This is a genomic window from Streptomyces sp. JB150 (assembly GCF_011193355.1).
Classification (GTDB): domain Bacteria; phylum Actinomycetota; class Actinomycetes; order Streptomycetales; family Streptomycetaceae; genus Streptomyces.
On sequence record NZ_CP049780.1, the window covers coordinates 519,177 to 535,029 of the forward strand.

16 protein-coding genes and 3 pseudogenes are annotated in these 15,853 nt (G+C 71.3%); 14 read left to right on the top strand and 5 right to left on the bottom strand.

The window, feature by feature from the left end:
• Positions 1-16: 16 nt before the first annotated feature.
• Positions 17-1,225 (bottom strand): LLM class flavin-dependent oxidoreductase, encoded by a 1,209-nt coding sequence (locus G7Z13_RS02405; protein ID WP_240926092.1) that lies wholly within the window; start codon positions 1,223-1,225, stop codon positions 17-19.
• A 747-nt stretch (positions 1,226-1,972) separates the two neighbouring features.
• Between G7Z13_RS02405 and G7Z13_RS02410 the strand changes: the two genes are divergently transcribed.
• The 5 genes from G7Z13_RS02410 to G7Z13_RS02430 all read left to right on the top strand — a co-directional run bounded on the left by G7Z13_RS02410 (position 1,973) and on the right by G7Z13_RS02430 (position 6,942).
• Positions 1,973-3,130, top strand: a complete 1,158-nt coding sequence (locus tag G7Z13_RS02410) for an acyl-CoA dehydrogenase family protein (protein ID WP_240926453.1) — start codon at positions 1,973-1,975, stop codon at positions 3,128-3,130.
• 111 nt (positions 3,131-3,241) lie between these two features.
• Positions 3,242-3,700: an Rrf2 family transcriptional regulator gene (locus tag G7Z13_RS02415; RefSeq protein WP_165995564.1), complete on the top strand. Its 459-nt coding sequence runs from the start codon at positions 3,242-3,244 to the stop codon at positions 3,698-3,700.
• 423 nt (positions 3,701-4,123) lie between these two features.
• Positions 4,124-5,230 carry an aliphatic sulfonate ABC transporter substrate-binding protein gene (locus G7Z13_RS02420; protein WP_165995565.1) on the top strand — a complete coding sequence of 369 codons (1,107 nt, stop codon included), beginning with the start codon at positions 4,124-4,126 and terminating at the stop codon, positions 5,228-5,230.
• Between the two features lie 34 nt (positions 5,231-5,264).
• On the top strand, positions 5,265-6,056 hold the full coding sequence (locus G7Z13_RS02425) for an ABC transporter ATP-binding protein (RefSeq protein WP_165995567.1): 792 nt from the start codon (positions 5,265-5,267) through the stop codon (positions 6,054-6,056).
• Positions 6,043-6,942, top strand: coding sequence for an ABC transporter permease (locus G7Z13_RS02430; protein WP_165995569.1), 900 nt, complete (start codon positions 6,043-6,045; stop codon positions 6,940-6,942). Before G7Z13_RS02425 ends, G7Z13_RS02430 begins: the two co-directional genes overlap by 14 nt.
• Here the strand turns inward: G7Z13_RS02430 and G7Z13_RS02435 are convergent.
• Positions 6,887-7,609 carry an adenosylcobinamide amidohydrolase gene (locus G7Z13_RS02435; protein ID WP_165995571.1) on the bottom strand — a complete coding sequence of 241 codons (723 nt, stop codon included), beginning with the start codon at positions 7,607-7,609 and terminating at the stop codon, positions 6,887-6,889. The genes G7Z13_RS02430 and G7Z13_RS02435 overlap by 56 nt on opposite strands.
• Before the next feature lie 206 nt (positions 7,610-7,815).
• Between G7Z13_RS02435 and G7Z13_RS02440 the strand changes: the two genes are divergently transcribed.
• Positions 7,816-8,154, top strand: coding sequence for a hypothetical protein (locus tag G7Z13_RS02440; RefSeq protein ID WP_165995573.1), 339 nt, complete (start codon positions 7,816-7,818; stop codon positions 8,152-8,154).
• The gene (locus tag G7Z13_RS02445) at positions 8,151-8,627 is read left to right on the top strand and encodes a hypothetical protein (protein WP_165995575.1); all 477 of its coding nucleotides are present in this window, start codon (positions 8,151-8,153) and stop codon (positions 8,625-8,627) included. Before G7Z13_RS02440 ends, G7Z13_RS02445 begins: the two co-directional genes overlap by 4 nt.
• Here the strand turns inward: G7Z13_RS02445 and G7Z13_RS02450 are convergent.
• Positions 8,603-9,076: a carboxymuconolactone decarboxylase family protein gene (locus G7Z13_RS02450; protein ID WP_165995576.1), complete on the bottom strand. Its 474-nt coding sequence runs from the start codon at positions 9,074-9,076 to the stop codon at positions 8,603-8,605. The genes G7Z13_RS02445 and G7Z13_RS02450 overlap by 25 nt on opposite strands.
• 413 nt (positions 9,077-9,489) lie before the next feature.
• On the opposite strand from G7Z13_RS02450, the gene G7Z13_RS02455 reads away from it, so the two are divergent.
• The 4 genes and pseudogenes from G7Z13_RS02455 to G7Z13_RS33485 all read left to right on the top strand — a co-directional run.
• Positions 9,490-10,110 carry a DUF6230 family protein gene (locus tag G7Z13_RS02455; RefSeq protein ID WP_165995578.1) on the top strand — a complete coding sequence of 207 codons (621 nt, stop codon included), beginning with the start codon at positions 9,490-9,492 and terminating at the stop codon, positions 10,108-10,110.
• The gene (locus G7Z13_RS33480; RefSeq protein ID WP_240926093.1) at positions 10,101-10,667 is read left to right on the top strand and encodes a DUF6114 domain-containing protein; all 567 of its coding nucleotides are present in this window, start codon (positions 10,101-10,103) and stop codon (positions 10,665-10,667) included. The genes G7Z13_RS02455 and G7Z13_RS33480 overlap by 10 nt, the downstream gene beginning before the upstream one ends.
• Before the next feature lie 42 nt (positions 10,668-10,709).
• Positions 10,710-11,390, top strand: a complete 681-nt coding sequence (locus G7Z13_RS02465) for a hypothetical protein (RefSeq protein ID WP_165995579.1) — start codon at positions 10,710-10,712, stop codon at positions 11,388-11,390.
• Positions 11,391-12,147: 757 nt separating this feature from the next.
• Positions 12,148-12,299: pseudogene (locus G7Z13_RS33485) on the top strand (IS5/IS1182 family transposase); the annotation flags it as partial.
• Between the two features lie 158 nt (positions 12,300-12,457).
• Here the strand turns inward: G7Z13_RS33485 and G7Z13_RS02475 are convergent.
• The gene (locus G7Z13_RS02475; RefSeq protein WP_165995582.1) at positions 12,458-13,213 is read right to left on the bottom strand and encodes an SDR family oxidoreductase; all 756 of its coding nucleotides are present in this window, start codon (positions 13,211-13,213) and stop codon (positions 12,458-12,460) included.
• 123 nt (positions 13,214-13,336) lie between these two features.
• On the opposite strand from G7Z13_RS02475, the gene G7Z13_RS02480 reads away from it, so the two are divergent.
• A complete protein-coding gene (locus tag G7Z13_RS02480) occupies positions 13,337-13,771 on the top strand; it encodes an Rrf2 family transcriptional regulator (protein WP_165995584.1) in 435 nt (144 codons plus the stop codon).
• 156 nt (positions 13,772-13,927) lie between these two features.
• Complete coding sequence (locus tag G7Z13_RS34020; protein ID WP_277347431.1) at positions 13,928-14,443, top strand: transposase; 516 nt, start codon at positions 13,928-13,930, stop codon at positions 14,441-14,443.
• Between the two features lie 388 nt (positions 14,444-14,831).
• Here the strand turns inward: G7Z13_RS34020 and G7Z13_RS33280 are convergent.
• A pseudogene (locus G7Z13_RS33280) lies at positions 14,832-14,906 on the bottom strand (transposase family protein); the annotation flags it as partial.
• A gap of 125 nt (positions 14,907-15,031) precedes the next feature.
• On the opposite strand from G7Z13_RS33280, the pseudogene G7Z13_RS02500 reads away from it, so the two are divergent.
• Positions 15,032-15,274: pseudogene (locus G7Z13_RS02500) on the top strand (transposase family protein); the annotation flags it as partial.
• Positions 15,275-15,853 lie beyond the last annotated feature (579 nt).

The window sequence follows — 15,853 nt, forward strand, 5'->3', positions numbered from 1 at the left end:
AGGTCGACAGCGGAGGTCACGCGCGCACCGCCGCGAGGGACTGGGGCGCCGCGTCGTGGGCGGCGGTGGGGGCGGCGGCGCGCTCGGCGGTGGCGTCGGCGTCACGCGCGGCGGCGTTCTCCGCACCCCGTGCGGCGGCGCGCTCCGCGTCGCGCTTGGCGACCTCCTCGCGCACGATCGGGATCACGTACCGGCCGAAGTCGATGGCGTCGTCCAGCAGGTCGTAGCCGCGCGCGGAGAGGATGTCGACGCCCAGGTCGTAGTAGTCGAGCAGCGCCTGGGCGACCGTCTCCGGGGTGCCGACGAGCGCGTTGGAGTTGCCCGCGCCGCCGGTCGCGGCGGCCGTCGGGGTCCACAGGGCGCGGTCGTAGCGCTCGCCCGCCTCGGCGATGGCGATCAGCCGCTGCGAGCCGGTGTTCTCGGGTGCCGTGCCGCGGTGGTGGCGGACGACTCCCGCCTCGCGGCGCCGGCGGATGGCGTCGACCGTGCGGTGGGCCTTCTCCCAGGCGAGTTCCTCGGTGGGGGCGATGATCGGCCGGAACGCGACCTGGATGCGGGGGGTGTCGGTGCGGCCCGCGGCGCGCGCGGCGGCCTTGACGGCCTCGATCTGCTCGGCCGTCTTCTCCAGGGGTTCGCCCCACAGGCAGTAGATGTCGGCCTCCGCGCCGCCGGCGGCGTACGCGGCGGGCGAGGAACCGCCGAACGAGACGGCGGGGCGCGGCTGCTGCACGGGGAACACGTCGCTGACGAAGTCGTGGAAGCGGTAGTGCTCGCCCTCGTGGTCGAAGGGCTCGTGGGTGGTCCAGATAGTCTTGACGATGCGGATGTACTCGCGGGTGCGGGCGTAGCGCTCGTCCTTGGTGAGGGTGTCGCCCTCGCGGGCCTGCTCGTGGTCGTTGCCGCCGGTGATGAAGTGCACGGTCAGCCGCCCGCCGCTGATCTGGTCGAGGGTGGCGAACGTTTTCGCGGCGAACGTCGGGTAGGAGACGTTGGGGCGGTGGGCGAGCAGGATCTGCAACCGGTCCAGCCTGCTCGCGATGTACGCGGCGGCCGGCGCGGGGTCGGGCGAGCCGGAGCCGTAGGCGAAGAGCACCCGGTCCCAGCCGTGCTCCTCGTGGGCGCGGGCGAGACGGAGGGTGTACTCCTTGTCGAAGGCGGCGCCGGAGCGCGGGGTGGTCTCGGAGCCGTCGTTGGTGGCGGCGATGCCAAGGAACTCCACGGGCATGGGAAAGGGCCTTTCCTCGGGTGCGCCGGGGGCGGGGCCGTGCCCGTGGGGCGTGTACGGGCACGGTGGTGCGGCCCTCGGCGCGGGACCGGGTGGTGAACGGGTGTGACGACGCCCGGACGCGGGTCTCGGGCGGGGCAGGGGTGGCGGCAGCGCGGTGGGGCGCGGCTGCGGCGCCGGGGCGGTACGGGTGTGGACGCGGATGCCGGCGGCAGGACGGCGAAGGCCGCCTGCGGTCATCGGCCCGTCGCCGGGACGGCCGCGGAGGAGAGGGAGAAGGGGCCGGTCAGACGGCCCTTTGCCGCATCAGGCGCAACACGCGGCGGACCACACGCGACCGAAGTCGATGTGGTCACGGGTGACCAGGCGCTGTTCGGCGTTCATGCGCTTACTTGAGCAGTACATCGCATGTCTCGTCAACTGCGGTTCGGATTACGGACGGTGGCGGACGGAGGCGCGGGACCTGCCTTCCCTAGTTTCCCTATCGATTTACTAGGAAAGTATTGACGATGGTTCAGAGGGGTGCGCAGGATGAGCCACATGCCCACAGCCCCCGCGCCGCACCGACCCGCCACGGCATCCGAGCGAACGGAGTCCGCGCGAACGGAGTTCGAGCCGACGGACGCCGGGCCGACGAGGCCCGGGCCGAGGGTGCCCGACCCGACGGGACCCGAGCCGGCCGCACCCGAGTCGCAGGCGCACGAGCCGGCGGCGCACGAGCCGGCGGTTCCGGGCCGCGCGCACTGGCTGCGGGTGGCGCGTGAGACGGCCGACGACCTCGCCACGGACGCGTCCGTCCGGGACCAGGCCGGCAAGGCGCCGTTCGACGAGGTGTCCCGGCTGCGCGAGGCGGGGCTGCTGACCCTGCTGACCCCGGCCGAACACGGGGGCGGCGGCGCCGACTGGCCCACGGCCTACGCCGTCGTCCGGGAGATAGCCGCCGCCGACGCCGCGATCGGCCAGCTGCTGGGCTGTCACACCTTCCTGTCGTGGAGCGCCCGGTTCCTCAACGAGCCCGCGCTCGCCGCCCTGATCGACCGGCGGTCCGCCGCGGAGCAGTGGTGCTGGGGCGGGGGCCTGGCCCGCCAGGAACCCTCGCTCGCGCTCACCCCGACCGCCGACGGCCACGTGCTGGACGGCAGGCAGAGCTATGTGACCGGGGTGCTGGTGGCCGACCGTATCGCCGTACGGGCGGTGCGCGCCGACACCGGTGAGCCCGTCGCCGTCCTGGTCGACCCGGCCGCTCCCGGCGTGCGCGTCGACAACGATGCCGAGACCTTCGGGCAGCGCCTGGCGGCCGGCGGGAGTGTGGAGTTCGACGCCGCGCCGGTGGCCGCCGACGACGTCGTCGGTTCGCTGGCCACGGACGACGACGTGCTGTCGCCCCGGGCCGCCCTGGTCTCGCCGGTCGGGCGGCTGCTCTCCGTCCAGCTGCAGCTCGGCATGGCCGACGGCGTGCTCGCCGAGGCCCGTGACTACGCCCGGGCCGGCCACGCGCCCTGGCACCCCGCCTGGCCCGTCGGCTCCCCGCACGACCCGCACGTGCTGACCGCGTTCGGGGAGCTGGCCGTCCTGGTGCGGGCCGCGTCCGCCCTCGCCGACCAGGCGCTGGCCGCGGTGAGCGCGGGGCTGGCCCGCGGTGACGAGCTCACCTTCGAGGAGCACGCGGAGATCGCCGTGGTGGTGGCCATGGCGGAGGCCGCCGCCTCCCGCGCCGCGCAGGAGTCCACCGCCCGCGCCCTCGACGTCGTCGGCGCCCGGTCGACCTCCGCCCGGCTGGGCCTGGACCGCTTCTGGCGCAACGCCCGCACCCACACCCTCTACGAGCCCGTCGCCCACCGCCTGCGCGACGTCGGCGACTACTTCCTCAACGGGGCACACCCCTCGCTCGCCCTGCCGCTCTGACGCGCTCGCGGCGCACGGCTCGCCAGGCCTGACCGGAGGGCGCCCGCCCCGGGCCCGCCGACCGGGCCCCGCGCCGGTCGGGGCGGGCCGGACCTGCGGGATAATGACCGTATGCGGATCTCAGCCAGGGCGGACTACGCGGTACGTGCCGCGCTACAGCTCGCCGCCTCACGGGACGACGGCCCCCTGAAGGCGGAGGCGATCGCGACCGCCCAGGACATTCCGCACAAGTTCCTGGAAAGCATCCTCAACGACATGCGCCGCGGCGGTCTGGTGCTCAGCCAGCGCGGCGGCAACGGCGGCTACCGGCTGGCCAAGCCCCCCGAGTCCATCAGCATCGCCGACGTCATCCGGGTCGTGGACGGACCGCTGGTCTCGGTGCGCGGAGTCCGGCCCCCGGAGCTGTCCTACACCGGGCCCGCCGAATCGTTGCTGCCCCTGTGGATCGCGCTGCGGTCCAATGTGCGGGAAATCCTCGAGGGCGTCTCACTGGCCGATGTCGCCTCGGCCCAGCTGCCTGCGGATGTGTCCGCCCTGACCCACGCCCCGGACGCCTGGGTGAACCCCTGATCCCTCTCTGATCCCAGCATCCGGGATGCTGGCGTCCATCATATGAACAGCCCCTTGGGGCGGGGGCGTCTTTCTGCCACGATCCCTAGCAACCAGGTAGGAAAACTAGGAATCTGTGGGGGGGAGCCATCCGCATGCGCGACCACACAGATCCGCCCCTGCCTCGGCTGACCTCGCGTCGCCACATCGATCTCGGCCGTGTCTCCAGCGCCATCTGTCGCCTCGTCCCAGGCCGTCTCGTCGCAGGCCGTCTCGCCCGAGCCCGTCTCGTCTGAGACCGACCGCGGCCTCACCGGCCCGCGCGACGCACCTTCGCGCACCCTCCCCGCCGCCCGTTCCGCCCGCTCCTCGCCGGCGGCCGGCCAGGCACACCCACGGCCTGACGCAGGCCTCCTGTTCACCCCATCCCGAGAGGACACCTCCGTGTCTGCCGCACGACCGCTCACCACCCTGCGCGCCCTCGCCGCGACAGCGACTCTCCCCCTCCTGCTGACCGCCTGCGGTTACGGCTCCGACGCCAAGGACGACGCCCCGCGGGCGGAGGTCGCGGCGGACGCCGAGAAGCTCTCCACCGACGAGGTCCGGATCGGCTACTTCCCCAACCTCACGCACGCCACCGCCCTGGTCGGCCGTGAACAGGGCTTCTTCCAGAAGGAACTCGGCGGCACCGAGGCGAAGTACGCCACCTTCAACGCGGGCCCCTCGGAGATCGAGGCGCTGAACTCGAAGTCCATCGACATCGGCTGGATCGGCCCATCCCCCGCCATCAACGGCTACACCAAGTCGGGCGGCAAGAACCTGCGCATCATCGGCGGTTCGGCCTCCGGCGGGGTGAAGCTGGTGGTGAACCCGGAGAAGATCAAGTCCGTCAAGGACGTCAAGGGCAAGAAGATCGCCACCCCGCAGCTCGGCAACACGCAGGACGTCGCGTTCCTCAACTGGATCGCCGAGCAGGGCTGGACGGTCGACGCGCAGAGCGGCAAGGGCGACGTCTCCGTGGTGCGCACCGACAACAAGGTGACCCCCGACGCCTACAAGTCCGGTTCCATCGACGGCGCGTGGGTGCCCGAGCCGACCGCCTCAAAGCTGGTTTCCGAGGGCGCGAAGGTGCTGCTGGACGAGTCCGGCCTGTGGCCGGACGAGAAGTTCGTCATCACGAACATCATCGTGCGGCAGGACTTCCTCAAGGAGCACCCGGACGTCGTCGAGGCCGTGCTGCGCGGCGCGGTGAAGAGCAACGAGTGGATCAACGCCAACCCCGAGCAGGCGAAGGCCGCGGCCAACGCGGCCCTGAAGCAGGAGTCCGGCAAGGCGCTGCCCGCCGAGGTCATCGACCCGGCCTGGAAGTCGATCGCCTTCCTGGACGACCCGCTGGCCGCCACCCTCGACACCCAGGCCGCCCACGCGGTGAAGGCCGGTCTGCTGGAGCAGCCGGACCTGAAGGGGATCTACGACCTCACCCTGCTCAACAAGGTCCTCAAGGCCGAGGGTGAGGCCACCGTCGACGACGCCGGCCTCGGCGCCGAGTAACCGAAATCCGAGAAGCCCACAGGAGGTGACGGCCATGGCCACGACGCTCGCCAAGGTTGCCGACGGTACGGAGACGACGGCCGCGTACGCCGCCCGCATCGAGCACGTCTCGAAGTCGTTCCCGGGCCCCGCCGGGCGGCAGCTCGTCCTGGACGACATCACTCTCGATGTCGCGCCGGGCGAGTTCGTCACCCTCCTCGGGGCCTCGGGATGCGGCAAGTCCACCCTGCTCAATGTGGTGGCGGGGCTGGACGAACCGTCCGCCGGCTCGGTCACGACCGACGGCCGCCCGGCCCTGATGTTCCAGGAGCACGCGCTCTTCCCGTGGCTGACGGCCGGTCAGAACATCGAACTGGCCTTGAAGCTGCGCGGGGTCGCCAAGGCCGAGCGCCGGCCCGAGGCACAGCGGCTGCTGGAACTCGTCCGGCTGAAGGACGCGCACCGCAAGCGGGTGCACGAGCTGTCCGGCGGTATGCGCCAGCGGGTGGCACTGGCCCGCGCGCTGGCCCAGGACAGCAGGCTGCTGCTGATGGACGAGCCGTTCGCGGCGCTGGACGCCATCACCCGCGACGTGCTGCACGACGAGCTGACCCGCATCTGGCGCGAGACCGGCCTGTCGGTGCTGTTCGTGACGCACAACGTGCGCGAGGCGGTACGGCTCGCACAGCGCGTGGTGCTGCTGTCCTCCCGGCCCGGCCGCATCGCGCGCCAGTGGACGGTGGACATCCCGCAGCCGCGCCGCCTGGAGGACATCCCGGTCGCCGAACTGTCCGCCGAGATCACCGAAGAACTGCGTGGGGAGATCCGCCGCCATGGCCAGCACTGACACGTCCGCCGACGCGCCCGTCAAGGACGGCGGCGACCTGGCCGGCCTGGAGGCCGGCCTGGACGCCCTGGAGACGGTCGAATCCCGCCGCACCCCGCTGCGCGAGACCCTGCTGCGCAAGGTGCTCCCGCCGGTCACCGCCGTCACGCTGGTGCTGGTGGTGTGGCAGCTGCTGGTGCTGGCGGAAGTGGCGCCCGACTACAAGCTGCCCTCCCCGGCCGCCGTCTGGGACGAGGTGGAGACGGCCTGGCTCCAGGGCACCCTGCTCGACTACATCTGGACGTCCGTCTCGCGCGGCCTGCTCGGCTTCCTGCTCGCGCTCGCCATCGGCACCCCACTGGGACTGCTGGTCGCCCGCGTGGGCTTCGTCCGCGCGGCCCTCGGCCCCATCCTGTCCGGTCTGCAGTCGCTGCCGTCGGTGGCCTGGGTGCCGCCCGCGGTCATCTGGCTGGGCCTGAACGACTCGATGATGTACGCCGTCATCCTGCTCGGCGCGGTCCCCTCCATCGCCAACGGCCTCGTCGCGGGCATCGACCAGATCCCGCCGCTGTTCCTGCGCGCCGGGCGGACGCTGGGGGCGACCGGACTGCGCGGCGCCCGGCACATCGTGCTCCCGGCCGCGCTGCCCGGCTACCTCGCGGGGCTGAAGCAGGGCTGGGCGTTCTCCTGGCGGTCCCTGATGGCCGCCGAGATCATCGCCTCCTCCCCCGACCTCGGCGTCGGTCTCGGCCAGCTGCTGGAGAACGGGCGCAACAACGCCAGCATGTCGCAGGTGTTCCTGGCGATCTTCCTGATCCTGCTCGTCGGCATCGCCATCGACCTGCTGATCTTCAGCCCGCTGGAGCGGCGGGTGCTGCGCGGCCGCGGCCTGCTGGTGAAGGGCTGACGGCGGCGCGCACGGCACGGTGCACGGCCCGCGCCAGGCGCGCGCCCCACAGGGAACGCGGCCCGGCGAAGGCCTGCGCCTGGTCTCCGGGTCGCGGTACGGCGGCGGCGACGCACACCGCGTCGGTGGGGGTGCCGGAGCAGTCGAGGCCCGCGTCCAGGAGCGCCTGGACCTTGGCCTCGGTGGCCGTCGCCACCGCGTTGACCAGGGCGGCGTCGGTCAGCGCCACGGGCAGCGCGACGACGATGTTGATGGTGCCGGGGGCGGGCGGTACGGCGGTGCCCTCCCCGGCGAAGGCTGCCCAGCCCCGCACGCTCACGCCGGCGGTGACGACGGCCTCGGCGCCCCCGTCGCGGGCGTGGGCGTACGCCGACACGTCGGCCGCCGTCAGCAGACCGACGCCCGCTCCGGACAGGCCCATGGCGTGCGCCAGTTCCGCCAGGTGCCGTTCGGGGTCGTGGCGGCGATAACCGTGGGCGACCTGCGCGTTGAGCACCCAGGCGCGTTCGCCGATGCCACCGCCCAGGACGGCGTTGCTGATCATCCGCCGGCCGGGCCCCGGCGCCCACAACAGTGCGGGCAACCGCTCGCCGTCCTCCCAGCGGCCGAGGCACTCCACGGACAGCGGCGCCGGCGCGGGGCGCGGCCGGGGGACGAGCGGGGACACGGGACGCGGACTCCTCGACGGGCTCCGGACGGGGACCGGCCGATCGTACGCGCATCCCGCGAAGCGTGGATCTTGTGACAGCGCTGTGACCGGACGAGTGGCCTCCGCCACAGCTCGATCCCCGGCGCCCTGGTGGGGTGGGGAGTCTCGCTCCGACCACGTCGACCGTCGACCGAACCGGTCGGTGCACCACCGGGGAGGGAAACGTGCCGACACGCCGCTACTGGGCGCCGCTGCTGGTGAACACGCTGATCGGCATCCCGATGACCGTGGTGGTGCTGTGCGCCCGCTGGTACGCGGCCCACGGCCACTGCGACTACGACGACCTCAGGCTGCGCGACCTGGACGGCTGCTCCTACGACCAGATCGAGAACAGCGGATGGGTGCTGGGCGCACTCGTCGTCACCGGCCTGCTGGTGCTGGTGCTCGTCCTGATCGCCGACGTGATCCTGCCCCGCGGCCGCCGGCGCCCGCTCACGCCGGGGCTGGTCACCCTGCCCGCCGTCCTGCTGCCGTACGCCCTGCTCACCGCGGCGGCGGCGTGACGCTGCTCCCGGTCTTCGCGGCGCTGGTGGTCTGCTGGGTCGCGCTGCGCGGTTTCCTCGCGTATCCGCTGCTGCCGGGCCCGGTGAAGGCCGTCGCGTTGTGCTGCGCACCGGGTGCCGCCCTGGCGTGGCTGGCCGTCATGAGCGCGGACGACGCGTTCCTGTTCCCGGAGACGGCCCCGTGTCCCGCCGAGCCGCTGCGCGAGGGCGTGATCGGCGACGGCGCGGTCCGGGGCGTCTCGACGCCGTTCCCCCCACGGGCGTACTGCCTGTGGGAGGACGGCACCGTCTACGCGCTCGCGCCGACCGCCGAGGCGCTGTTCTGGGGCTGCTTCGCGGTGACCGCCGTGTCGCTCGCCCTCGGGCTGTGGCACGCTCTGCGCGCGCCGTGGGCGCTGCTGCGGCCGGCCGTCACCGCGGTCCCGCTCCGCCGGGAAGCGGCGGAGGGTCAGTCGAACTGGCCCACGCGGTAGTCGCCGGCGGGCTGCTGGACGAGGACGTTGACCCGGTTGAAGGCGTTGATGAGCGCGATCAGGGACACGAGCGCGGCGAGCTGCTCCTCGTCGTAGTGCTTGGCGGCGTTGGCCCAGACCTCGTCCGAGACCCCGCCGGCCGCGTCCGCTGTCCGGGTGCCCTCCTCCGCCAGCTCCAGCGCGGCGCGCTCGGCCTCGGTGAAGACCGTCGCCTCCCGCCAGGCCGCGATCAGGTGGAGCCGCACCGCCGACTCGCCCGCGGCGGCGGCTTCCTTGGTGTGCATGTCGGTGCAGAAACCGCACCCGTTGATCTGGCTCGCGCGGATCTTCACCAGCTCCTGGGTGGCGGCGGGCAGCGACGAGTCCGCGAGGACCTTGCCCGCCGCCACGAAGTGCTTCAGGACCTGCCCGGCGAGGGGGCTGCCGAAGATGTTCAGCCGAGCGCTCATGGTGGTGTTCTCCTCTGCCGTTGCGCCGTTTCGATGACTGCACCGGTATGACGGAACGGCCCGGCAGGGATGTGACAGGAAGGAATGTGACGTGCGTCTCCCTCCGCCCGGAGGTGGAGTACGGTCCCGCACAGCGAATCGGCCATGGTCAACCGCACCGGCATCGACGCCCTGAGCGGCCGGAAGAAAGCGGTTCCCCACCCCCGCGCACAGCGGAAACATGACCGAATTTCTGTTCGTCCGGCAACTATGCCAACACCCGCTGGCGCCTTTAACCTGACTCGCCAGTAACCCTCGCACGACCTCCTTCGGCGCGACCCTGGCGCGGTCCTCACCCGCCCCGCTCACGCCGTCGATCCACCATGCCTCTTCCTCACAGGGTGCTCTTTTCCGCCACCGAAAGGACAAAGAGGATGAAAGACGAACAAGGCAGACAGGTAGTGGGCCGGATCCGGTGGCGGCGGTTCGCGCTGCTCGCCGTCCCCGGCTGCGCGGCCACCGCCGCCCTCGGGATCGCCCTCGCCCAGGGCGCGCTCGCCGCCTCGTTCGCCGTCTCGGGCCAGCAGTTCAAGGTCTCCGCCGACCGGCTCACCGGGGAGGGCTTCGCCCAGTACGGCAACATCGACACCAACGTCCGGGGCGATCTGCTCCCGGTCGCCACGGTCGGCATCAGGAGCGCGAAGATCGACAGCCTGTGCCAGTCCGTGGTCACGAGTCTCCCGGTGCTCGGTGACATCTCGCTCAACCTCACCGCCGGGACCGGCGCCACCCCCGTCGAGGCGAAGGACCTGTTCCTCGACGCCACCCAGCTGGAGGGCAACGCCTCCTTCAACAACATCGAGATCGGCCGGGACGCCTCCACCCTCGACAAGGGGCCCGAAGGGGCGCAGGGCATGCAGGACGCCTTTTCCCAGCAGGCCGACGACCTCTCCATCACCAACCTCAAGCAGGTGGCGTGGGCCGCCAACGCCGGCACCTTCAAGCTCTCCGGGCTCAAGATGAAGATCACCAAGGGGAAGAAGGAATGTTTCTGAGCCGGCGCACGTGGCGCGCCTGGCGCCGCGGCCGGCCCTTCTGGGGCGGCCTGGTCACCGTCCTCGCCGGCGCGGAGATCAGCGTCCTGCCCCTGGCTCCGCTGGAGGTCATGCTCCAGCAGGGCATCGCCGGGCTCCCGTCCGTCCTGCTCGGCCTGATGATGATCGTGATGGGCCTGTCCGCGTGGGTCGCCCCGCACTACCGCGGGCTGGCCGGCGTGGTCACCGTGCTCCTCGCCGTCGCCGCCCTGGTCATGTCCAACCTGGGCGGGTTCCTGATCGGCACCCTCCTGGGCATCGTCGGCGGCTCCATGATCTTCGCCTGGCAGCCGGTGGCGCCGGTGCCGCCGGTCGACCAGGCGGGGCGCGCCGGGGGCGCGGAGGCCGCCGAGCCGAGCGGGGCCGCCGGGTCCACCGGCCCGACCGCGTCCACCGAGCCCGCCGAGTCGCACGACGTCACCCCACCCGGCGCCACCCCACCCGAGGCGATCCCACCTGGCGCCACCCCACACCGCGTCACCCCCTCCGCTCACCCCACATCCGTCGACCGCCGCTGAAGAGGTCGACCACCACCGAGGAGAAAGAGAAGGGAGCACGACATGCCATCACGTCCCCACGGTGTACGGGCCCTGCTCGCCACCGGCACCGGCGTCGCCGCGACCGCCGCGTTACTGATCGCCGGCTCCACCGCCGAGGCGCGCTCCGCCACCGAGGCGTCGTCCGCCGCCGAGTCGACCACCGTCTCCCCGGCCGGGCACGCCTACAAGGCCACCCTGTCCGGCAAGGCCACGTTCAAGTCCGGCAGTGTGACCCTGACCTGTTCCGTCTCGGCGACGACCGGTCAGGTCCCGGCCGCCCCCGGCAACCACAACGCCGCGGGCCCGGTGGCCTCCACGCTCGCCGCGCCCACGTTCAGTTCCTGCACGTCGAGCCTGCCCGGCGTGACCCCCACCGTCACCACCAGCGGCACCTGGGGGATCTCGGTCCAGAACGGTTCCCCGGACACGGGGACCCTGACCGTCCCGCAGGGCGGCCTGGTCGTGAAGACCACCGGTCTCGCCTCCTGCACCATCGTCTCGGCGCCGAGCGGCCCCGCGTCCATCACCGGCACCTGGACCAACGGCGCACCGTCCAACCTGGCCTTCGTCAACGCCGTCGTACCCGTGACCGTCACCGGCACGTTCGGCTGCCCGACCAGCGCGACGACCTCCACCGTCAACCTGGCCTACACGGTGTCCGACACGACCGACCCGGCCCAGCAGATCACCGTCGGCCCCTGACCGGGACCCACCACCCAGGGTGCGCAGGGTCACTGGCCTGCGCACCCGCCCCTCGTCCGCTTCCGGATCCGGTCATCCGGTCATCCGGCTCATCCGGTCGGGAGCCGAGCCCGTAGTAGGTGACGTGGTAACCGTCCACGTACTCGGCCTCGCGGCCGACGATCAGGTCGGTGGGCTCGCTCACCCCGCTCGCCCGCGCCGTGGCCACGAGCATCTCCGCGAGTGCGCGGCCCTTCGGCTCGCCGGGTCGGTCCGCGTCGACGCGCCAGAGGGGTCGTCGTCGCCGAAGACCGAAGCCGTACGCGGGTGTTCGGCGACCGTGCCCCAGCCGAGTGCCGCCGGACCGATGTCGTCCGCGGCGAAGCAGCCGATCGTCAGCCGGGCGCCGCACGCCGCGTCGAACAGGATGGGCGCGCCGTGGGCGTTGCGCCCGCAGAGCGGCATCCCGATCCCGATGCCGAGGGCGGCGGTCTCGGCGGGCAGCGCTCCGAGGATATCGCCCAGCGAGCGGGTGACGGTCTCCCAGCTGCGGGCCGTCCAGCCGCCCGGGAAGCCGAGGCCGGAGTTGGCCCGGTTGCGCGCCCCGTTGGGTGGTTCATGACCACCGCGTCACCGTGCCGGCGACGAAAGCGAGTCACTGACCGGACCGCATTCGACCGACCGTGGCAAGCCGGGATTCGAAGCCTCGGCCTGCAGCCGCTCGTGCGGGAGATCCCGCTCATCCCTCCCGCCGCGGACCCCGCCGCCGCCGTCCGGCCAAGTTCATGCCGATAACGGCTACGACTACAACCACCTGCGGAAATGGCTCCGCGAGCGTCGCATCCGCCACCGCATCGCCCGCAAGGGCATCGAGTCGTCCGGGCGGCTCGGCCGGGGCACCGCCCCTGGGTCGTCGAAAGGACCGTGTCCGGGGCTGGCCGGCTGCACCGACGTTACGAGCGACAGCCGGACACTTCATGGGTTTCGCCGGCATCGCCGCAACCCTTTATCAGCCACCGTCACTCACCGAATAGAACGGCGCGCCCCATAGGCGCGATGTCCTTCGGGGCGCGCGGCAGGGTTCGGGTTCAGGCGTTGTAGCCGCCGTGGGCGTCCAGCACCGCGCCCGTGACGTACGAAGCGGCGGGGCTCGCCAGGAAGGCGATCGCCGCGGCGATTTCGTCGGGGTGCCCCAGGCGTTGCAGGGACAGCGAGCTGAGCAGGGCCTTGAGGGTGTCGGGGTCCGGCGGTTGCATGCCGCTGTCCATCAGCCCGGCTTCCACGACGTTGGCCGTGATGTCGCGGGGCCCGAGGTCCCGTGCGACCCCCATGGTGTACCTCTCGATGCCTGACTTGGTCGCCGCGTAGTCGGCGACGCCCGGGACGCCGACCCGGGAACCCAGTCCGGAACTCACCGTGATGATGCGGCCGCCCGTGCGCAGCACTCGGGAGGCGGCCCGGATGACGGCGATCACGCCGAGGTAGTTGGTGGCGTGCATCCGGTCCAGCGCGGCGGTGTCGGCGTCCGGGTCGTCCACCCTGCGGCCCTGCTCCACCGAGATCGCCGCGTTGTTGACGAGGATGTCCAGGCCGCCGAAGTGCGCGACCACGTCGTCGATCAGCGCCGGCGCCCGGCTCGTGTCCGCCTGGTCGGACCTGAAGGCGACGGCCTTGGCTCCCTTGCCGCGCACCTCGTCGACGACGGCCTGCGCCTGCTTCTCGGAGCTGACGTAGGTGAAGGCGACGTCGGCGCCTTGCTCGGCCAGCAGCCGTACGGTCGCGGCTCCCAGTCCGCGCGATCCCCCCGTGACCAGGGCGACTTTGCCCGTGAGTGGCTTGCTCATTCTTCTCACCTCGCCGATTGATCCCTTGCGACAGTCGCAACATTAATTGTTACGACAGACTGTTGCAACATTCACCGTTACGACGGTCGTAACATGAAGCGTTGTGGCTGAGAGGAGGAGCCCATGAGCGCCAACAGCAGGCTGACCATCGCCGCCCACGCGCTGGCCTGGATCGGCCTCTACCAGCGCCAAGGCCATGAGGTCGCCACCTCCGAGCAGATCGCGACCAGCGCGAACACCAACCCCGTGGTGATCAGACGGCTGCTCGGCGAGCTGCGCAGGGCCGGGCTCGTGGAGTCCCGGCGGGGCGCGGGCGCGGGCTGGTCGCTGGCACGCGAGCTGGAGTCGATGACCCTGCTCGACGTGTACGAGGCAGTGGAACCCGGCCCGCTGTTCGCCATGCACCGCACCACCCCGGACCAGGGATGCGTGGTGGGTCACGGCATCCAGCCGGCAATGCAGAGCATCTACGAGGGTATCGAGGAGACCGTGAGACACGAGCTGGCCCGCGTCACGCTCGCGGACGTACTCCGGGACGTACTCGCGGCACCTCGCTAGCCTCTCCGTTACGCCCTGACATCACCAAGATCCCCATCTGAGCCCAGTCCAGCGAACAGCCTGGCGACCGGTCACGCCGAAGACGGTCGCGGTATCAGACGTCGACCAACTGCACCGCGTCCTGCTCGCCGAGCTGAACGCGGCCGGCGAACTCGACTGGTGCCGGGCGTGCGTGGACGGCTCCCACATCCGCGCGAGAAAGAGGGTGCCGACACTGGTCCGTCGCCGGTCGACCGACGGAAGACGGGCAGCGAGCACCACCTGATCTGCGACGGACGCGGCACCCCGCTCAAGGTCATCACCACCGCGGCCAACGTCAACGACGTCACCCGGATCCTCGCCCTGGTCGACGGCATCCCACCCGTGGCCGAACGACGCGGAGCCCGCGCCGCCGCCCTGACTCGCTCCTCGGTGACAAGGGCTACGACGCCGACCCCAACCGCCGAGAGCTGCCCAAGCGGCGGATCTTGCCGGTCATCTCCCGCAAGGGCGCCCCGAGCATCAACGGTTCGGGCGAGCTCCGCTACGTCGTCGAGCAGACCTTCGCCCTGCTCCACCAGTTCAAACGCCTTGCCGTCCGTTGGCAACGCCGAACCGGACTCCACGAATGCCTTCGTCTCGTTGGCCGGTAGCCTTATCTGCTGGAGACGCCTCAAAAAGGCCCGCCCATGATCGTGTTACGAGCTCATAGGGTCACGTAGGCATGTTTCTTGTCACCGGTAAGGCCGTAGGTGCGCATGGGTCAGACTTGGCAACGTCGGCTTCCGCACTACACGGCATGAACAACCGGCCTGCGGGCCAAGGCGAGACCCGGTCGTATGGAACCGGGCGCTCAAGGCCGCACGTCCCCCGTACATGCTGATCGTCCTGGGGATACTCTTTGCCGTCGCGCCCGCCGTCGTCTGGATGGCAGTCGCCCGCACCCGCCCTGTCGGCTTGGCGATCGGCGGCACGCTGCTCGCCGGAGCCAGTGTGCTGATCAGTGTCCAGCAGGGCTGGATCCACGCCCCCAGACCCGACGCCCATCTCGTGTTCACGGTCCTGGCGTCTCTGCTCATGCCGCGATCTGCGCGAGCGTGTCGTGCCGACGGAGGTACACCAGGCCGACCAGGGCACGCTGGTGCGGCGGGAGCTTGTTCGGGACCACCGTGAGTCGGCACCGCCCATTTCCTACACCACCGCCCTCATCGGCCACCTGTCCCAGCGGGCGCCCGGCCTGCTGCGGGTGCTACGGGAGACCGATCCCGAGCACATCTTCCCCCCGTTCTCGCCGAACGCACCTACATCGGCGCCGGCCCCTGGGTGACCGCACCGGTCCGCCGCCCGCCCCGCCGAGGATTCACACCGACCCAGCGCACGATGAACCGAGCACTGTCCGCGGCACGAGCACCAGTTGAACGGGGCGTCGCAAGGCTCAAGTCCTGGCGGATGTTCCGCAGGGCCCGCTGCAGCCCTAACCGCCCCTCGTCAATCGCCGCAGCCGTCCTCACTCTGGAGCGTCAGCACTGGAAGGCGCTCAATCAGTGGATAACGGTTCAGAATCGGAGGCCGTTGGCCTGCGATCTGCAAGAAGTAGCAGCGCGTCGGCTTCGCTCAGTCCCGCCACCTGCCTCAAAGGCAGCGCTGCGATGCGACACCCGTCCGCATGTTTGTTCACAGGTCCCGATCGACGTGTTGCAAATCGCTCAGCCAGGGCCCCTCTGTACACGCGGTAACAGAACGGACAACGCGGCTCCTTGTAATCGTCATCCCACGTTGCAGCCATCTGGCCCGCCCCTTCCTGTGTGCTGTCTTGTCTGCGCTCGACGAATCCGCCGTCGTTGTCCCCACACGCGGGACGTTGAGTCGCCCCACTTCCACAACCTCCAGAACGCTTCTGCGGCCACTGCGCACAACACGGCCCAGAAAGCTGCCCAACGCCACCCTGCCAGTGTTCCGTCGGACGGCTGTGGGGCCAAAGTCAATGCGATTCCGGTGCCCAGCGCGATGAGTCCCAGGGTGTAGCAATAGGCGGCGACGCGGCTTCTACGCCGCCAGCGCTTCAGATCGACGTCCAGCTGCTGCACATATCGTGCACGTTCC

Bases quoted from the DNA above. Each gene is read 5' to 3' on its own strand.
- G7Z13_RS02465 (WP_165995579.1), top strand. From the start codon at position 10,710: ATGCCATCACGTCCCCACGGTGTACGGGCCCTGCTCGCCACCGGCACC.
- G7Z13_RS02430 (WP_165995569.1), top strand. From the start codon at position 6,043: ATGGCCAGCACTGACACGTCCGCCGACGCGCCCGTCAAGGACGGCGGC.
- G7Z13_RS02425 (WP_165995567.1), top strand. From the start codon at position 5,265: ATGGCCACGACGCTCGCCAAGGTTGCCGACGGTACGGAGACGACGGCC.
- G7Z13_RS02455 (WP_165995578.1), top strand. From the start codon at position 9,490: ATGAAAGACGAACAAGGCAGACAGGTAGTGGGCCGGATCCGGTGGCGG.
- G7Z13_RS02475 (WP_165995582.1), bottom strand. From the start codon at position 13,213: ATGAGCAAGCCACTCACGGGCAAAGTCGCCCTGGTCACGGGGGGATCG.
- G7Z13_RS02415 (WP_165995564.1), top strand. From the start codon at position 3,242: ATGCGGATCTCAGCCAGGGCGGACTACGCGGTACGTGCCGCGCTACAG.
- G7Z13_RS33480 (WP_240926093.1), top strand. From the start codon at position 10,101: ATGTTTCTGAGCCGGCGCACGTGGCGCGCCTGGCGCCGCGGCCGGCCC.
- G7Z13_RS02405 (WP_240926092.1), bottom strand. From the start codon at position 1,225: ATGCCCGTGGAGTTCCTTGGCATCGCCGCCACCAACGACGGCTCCGAG.
- G7Z13_RS02450 (WP_165995576.1), bottom strand. From the start codon at position 9,076: ATGAGCGCTCGGCTGAACATCTTCGGCAGCCCCCTCGCCGGGCAGGTC.
- G7Z13_RS02480 (WP_165995584.1), top strand. From the start codon at position 13,337: ATGAGCGCCAACAGCAGGCTGACCATCGCCGCCCACGCGCTGGCCTGG.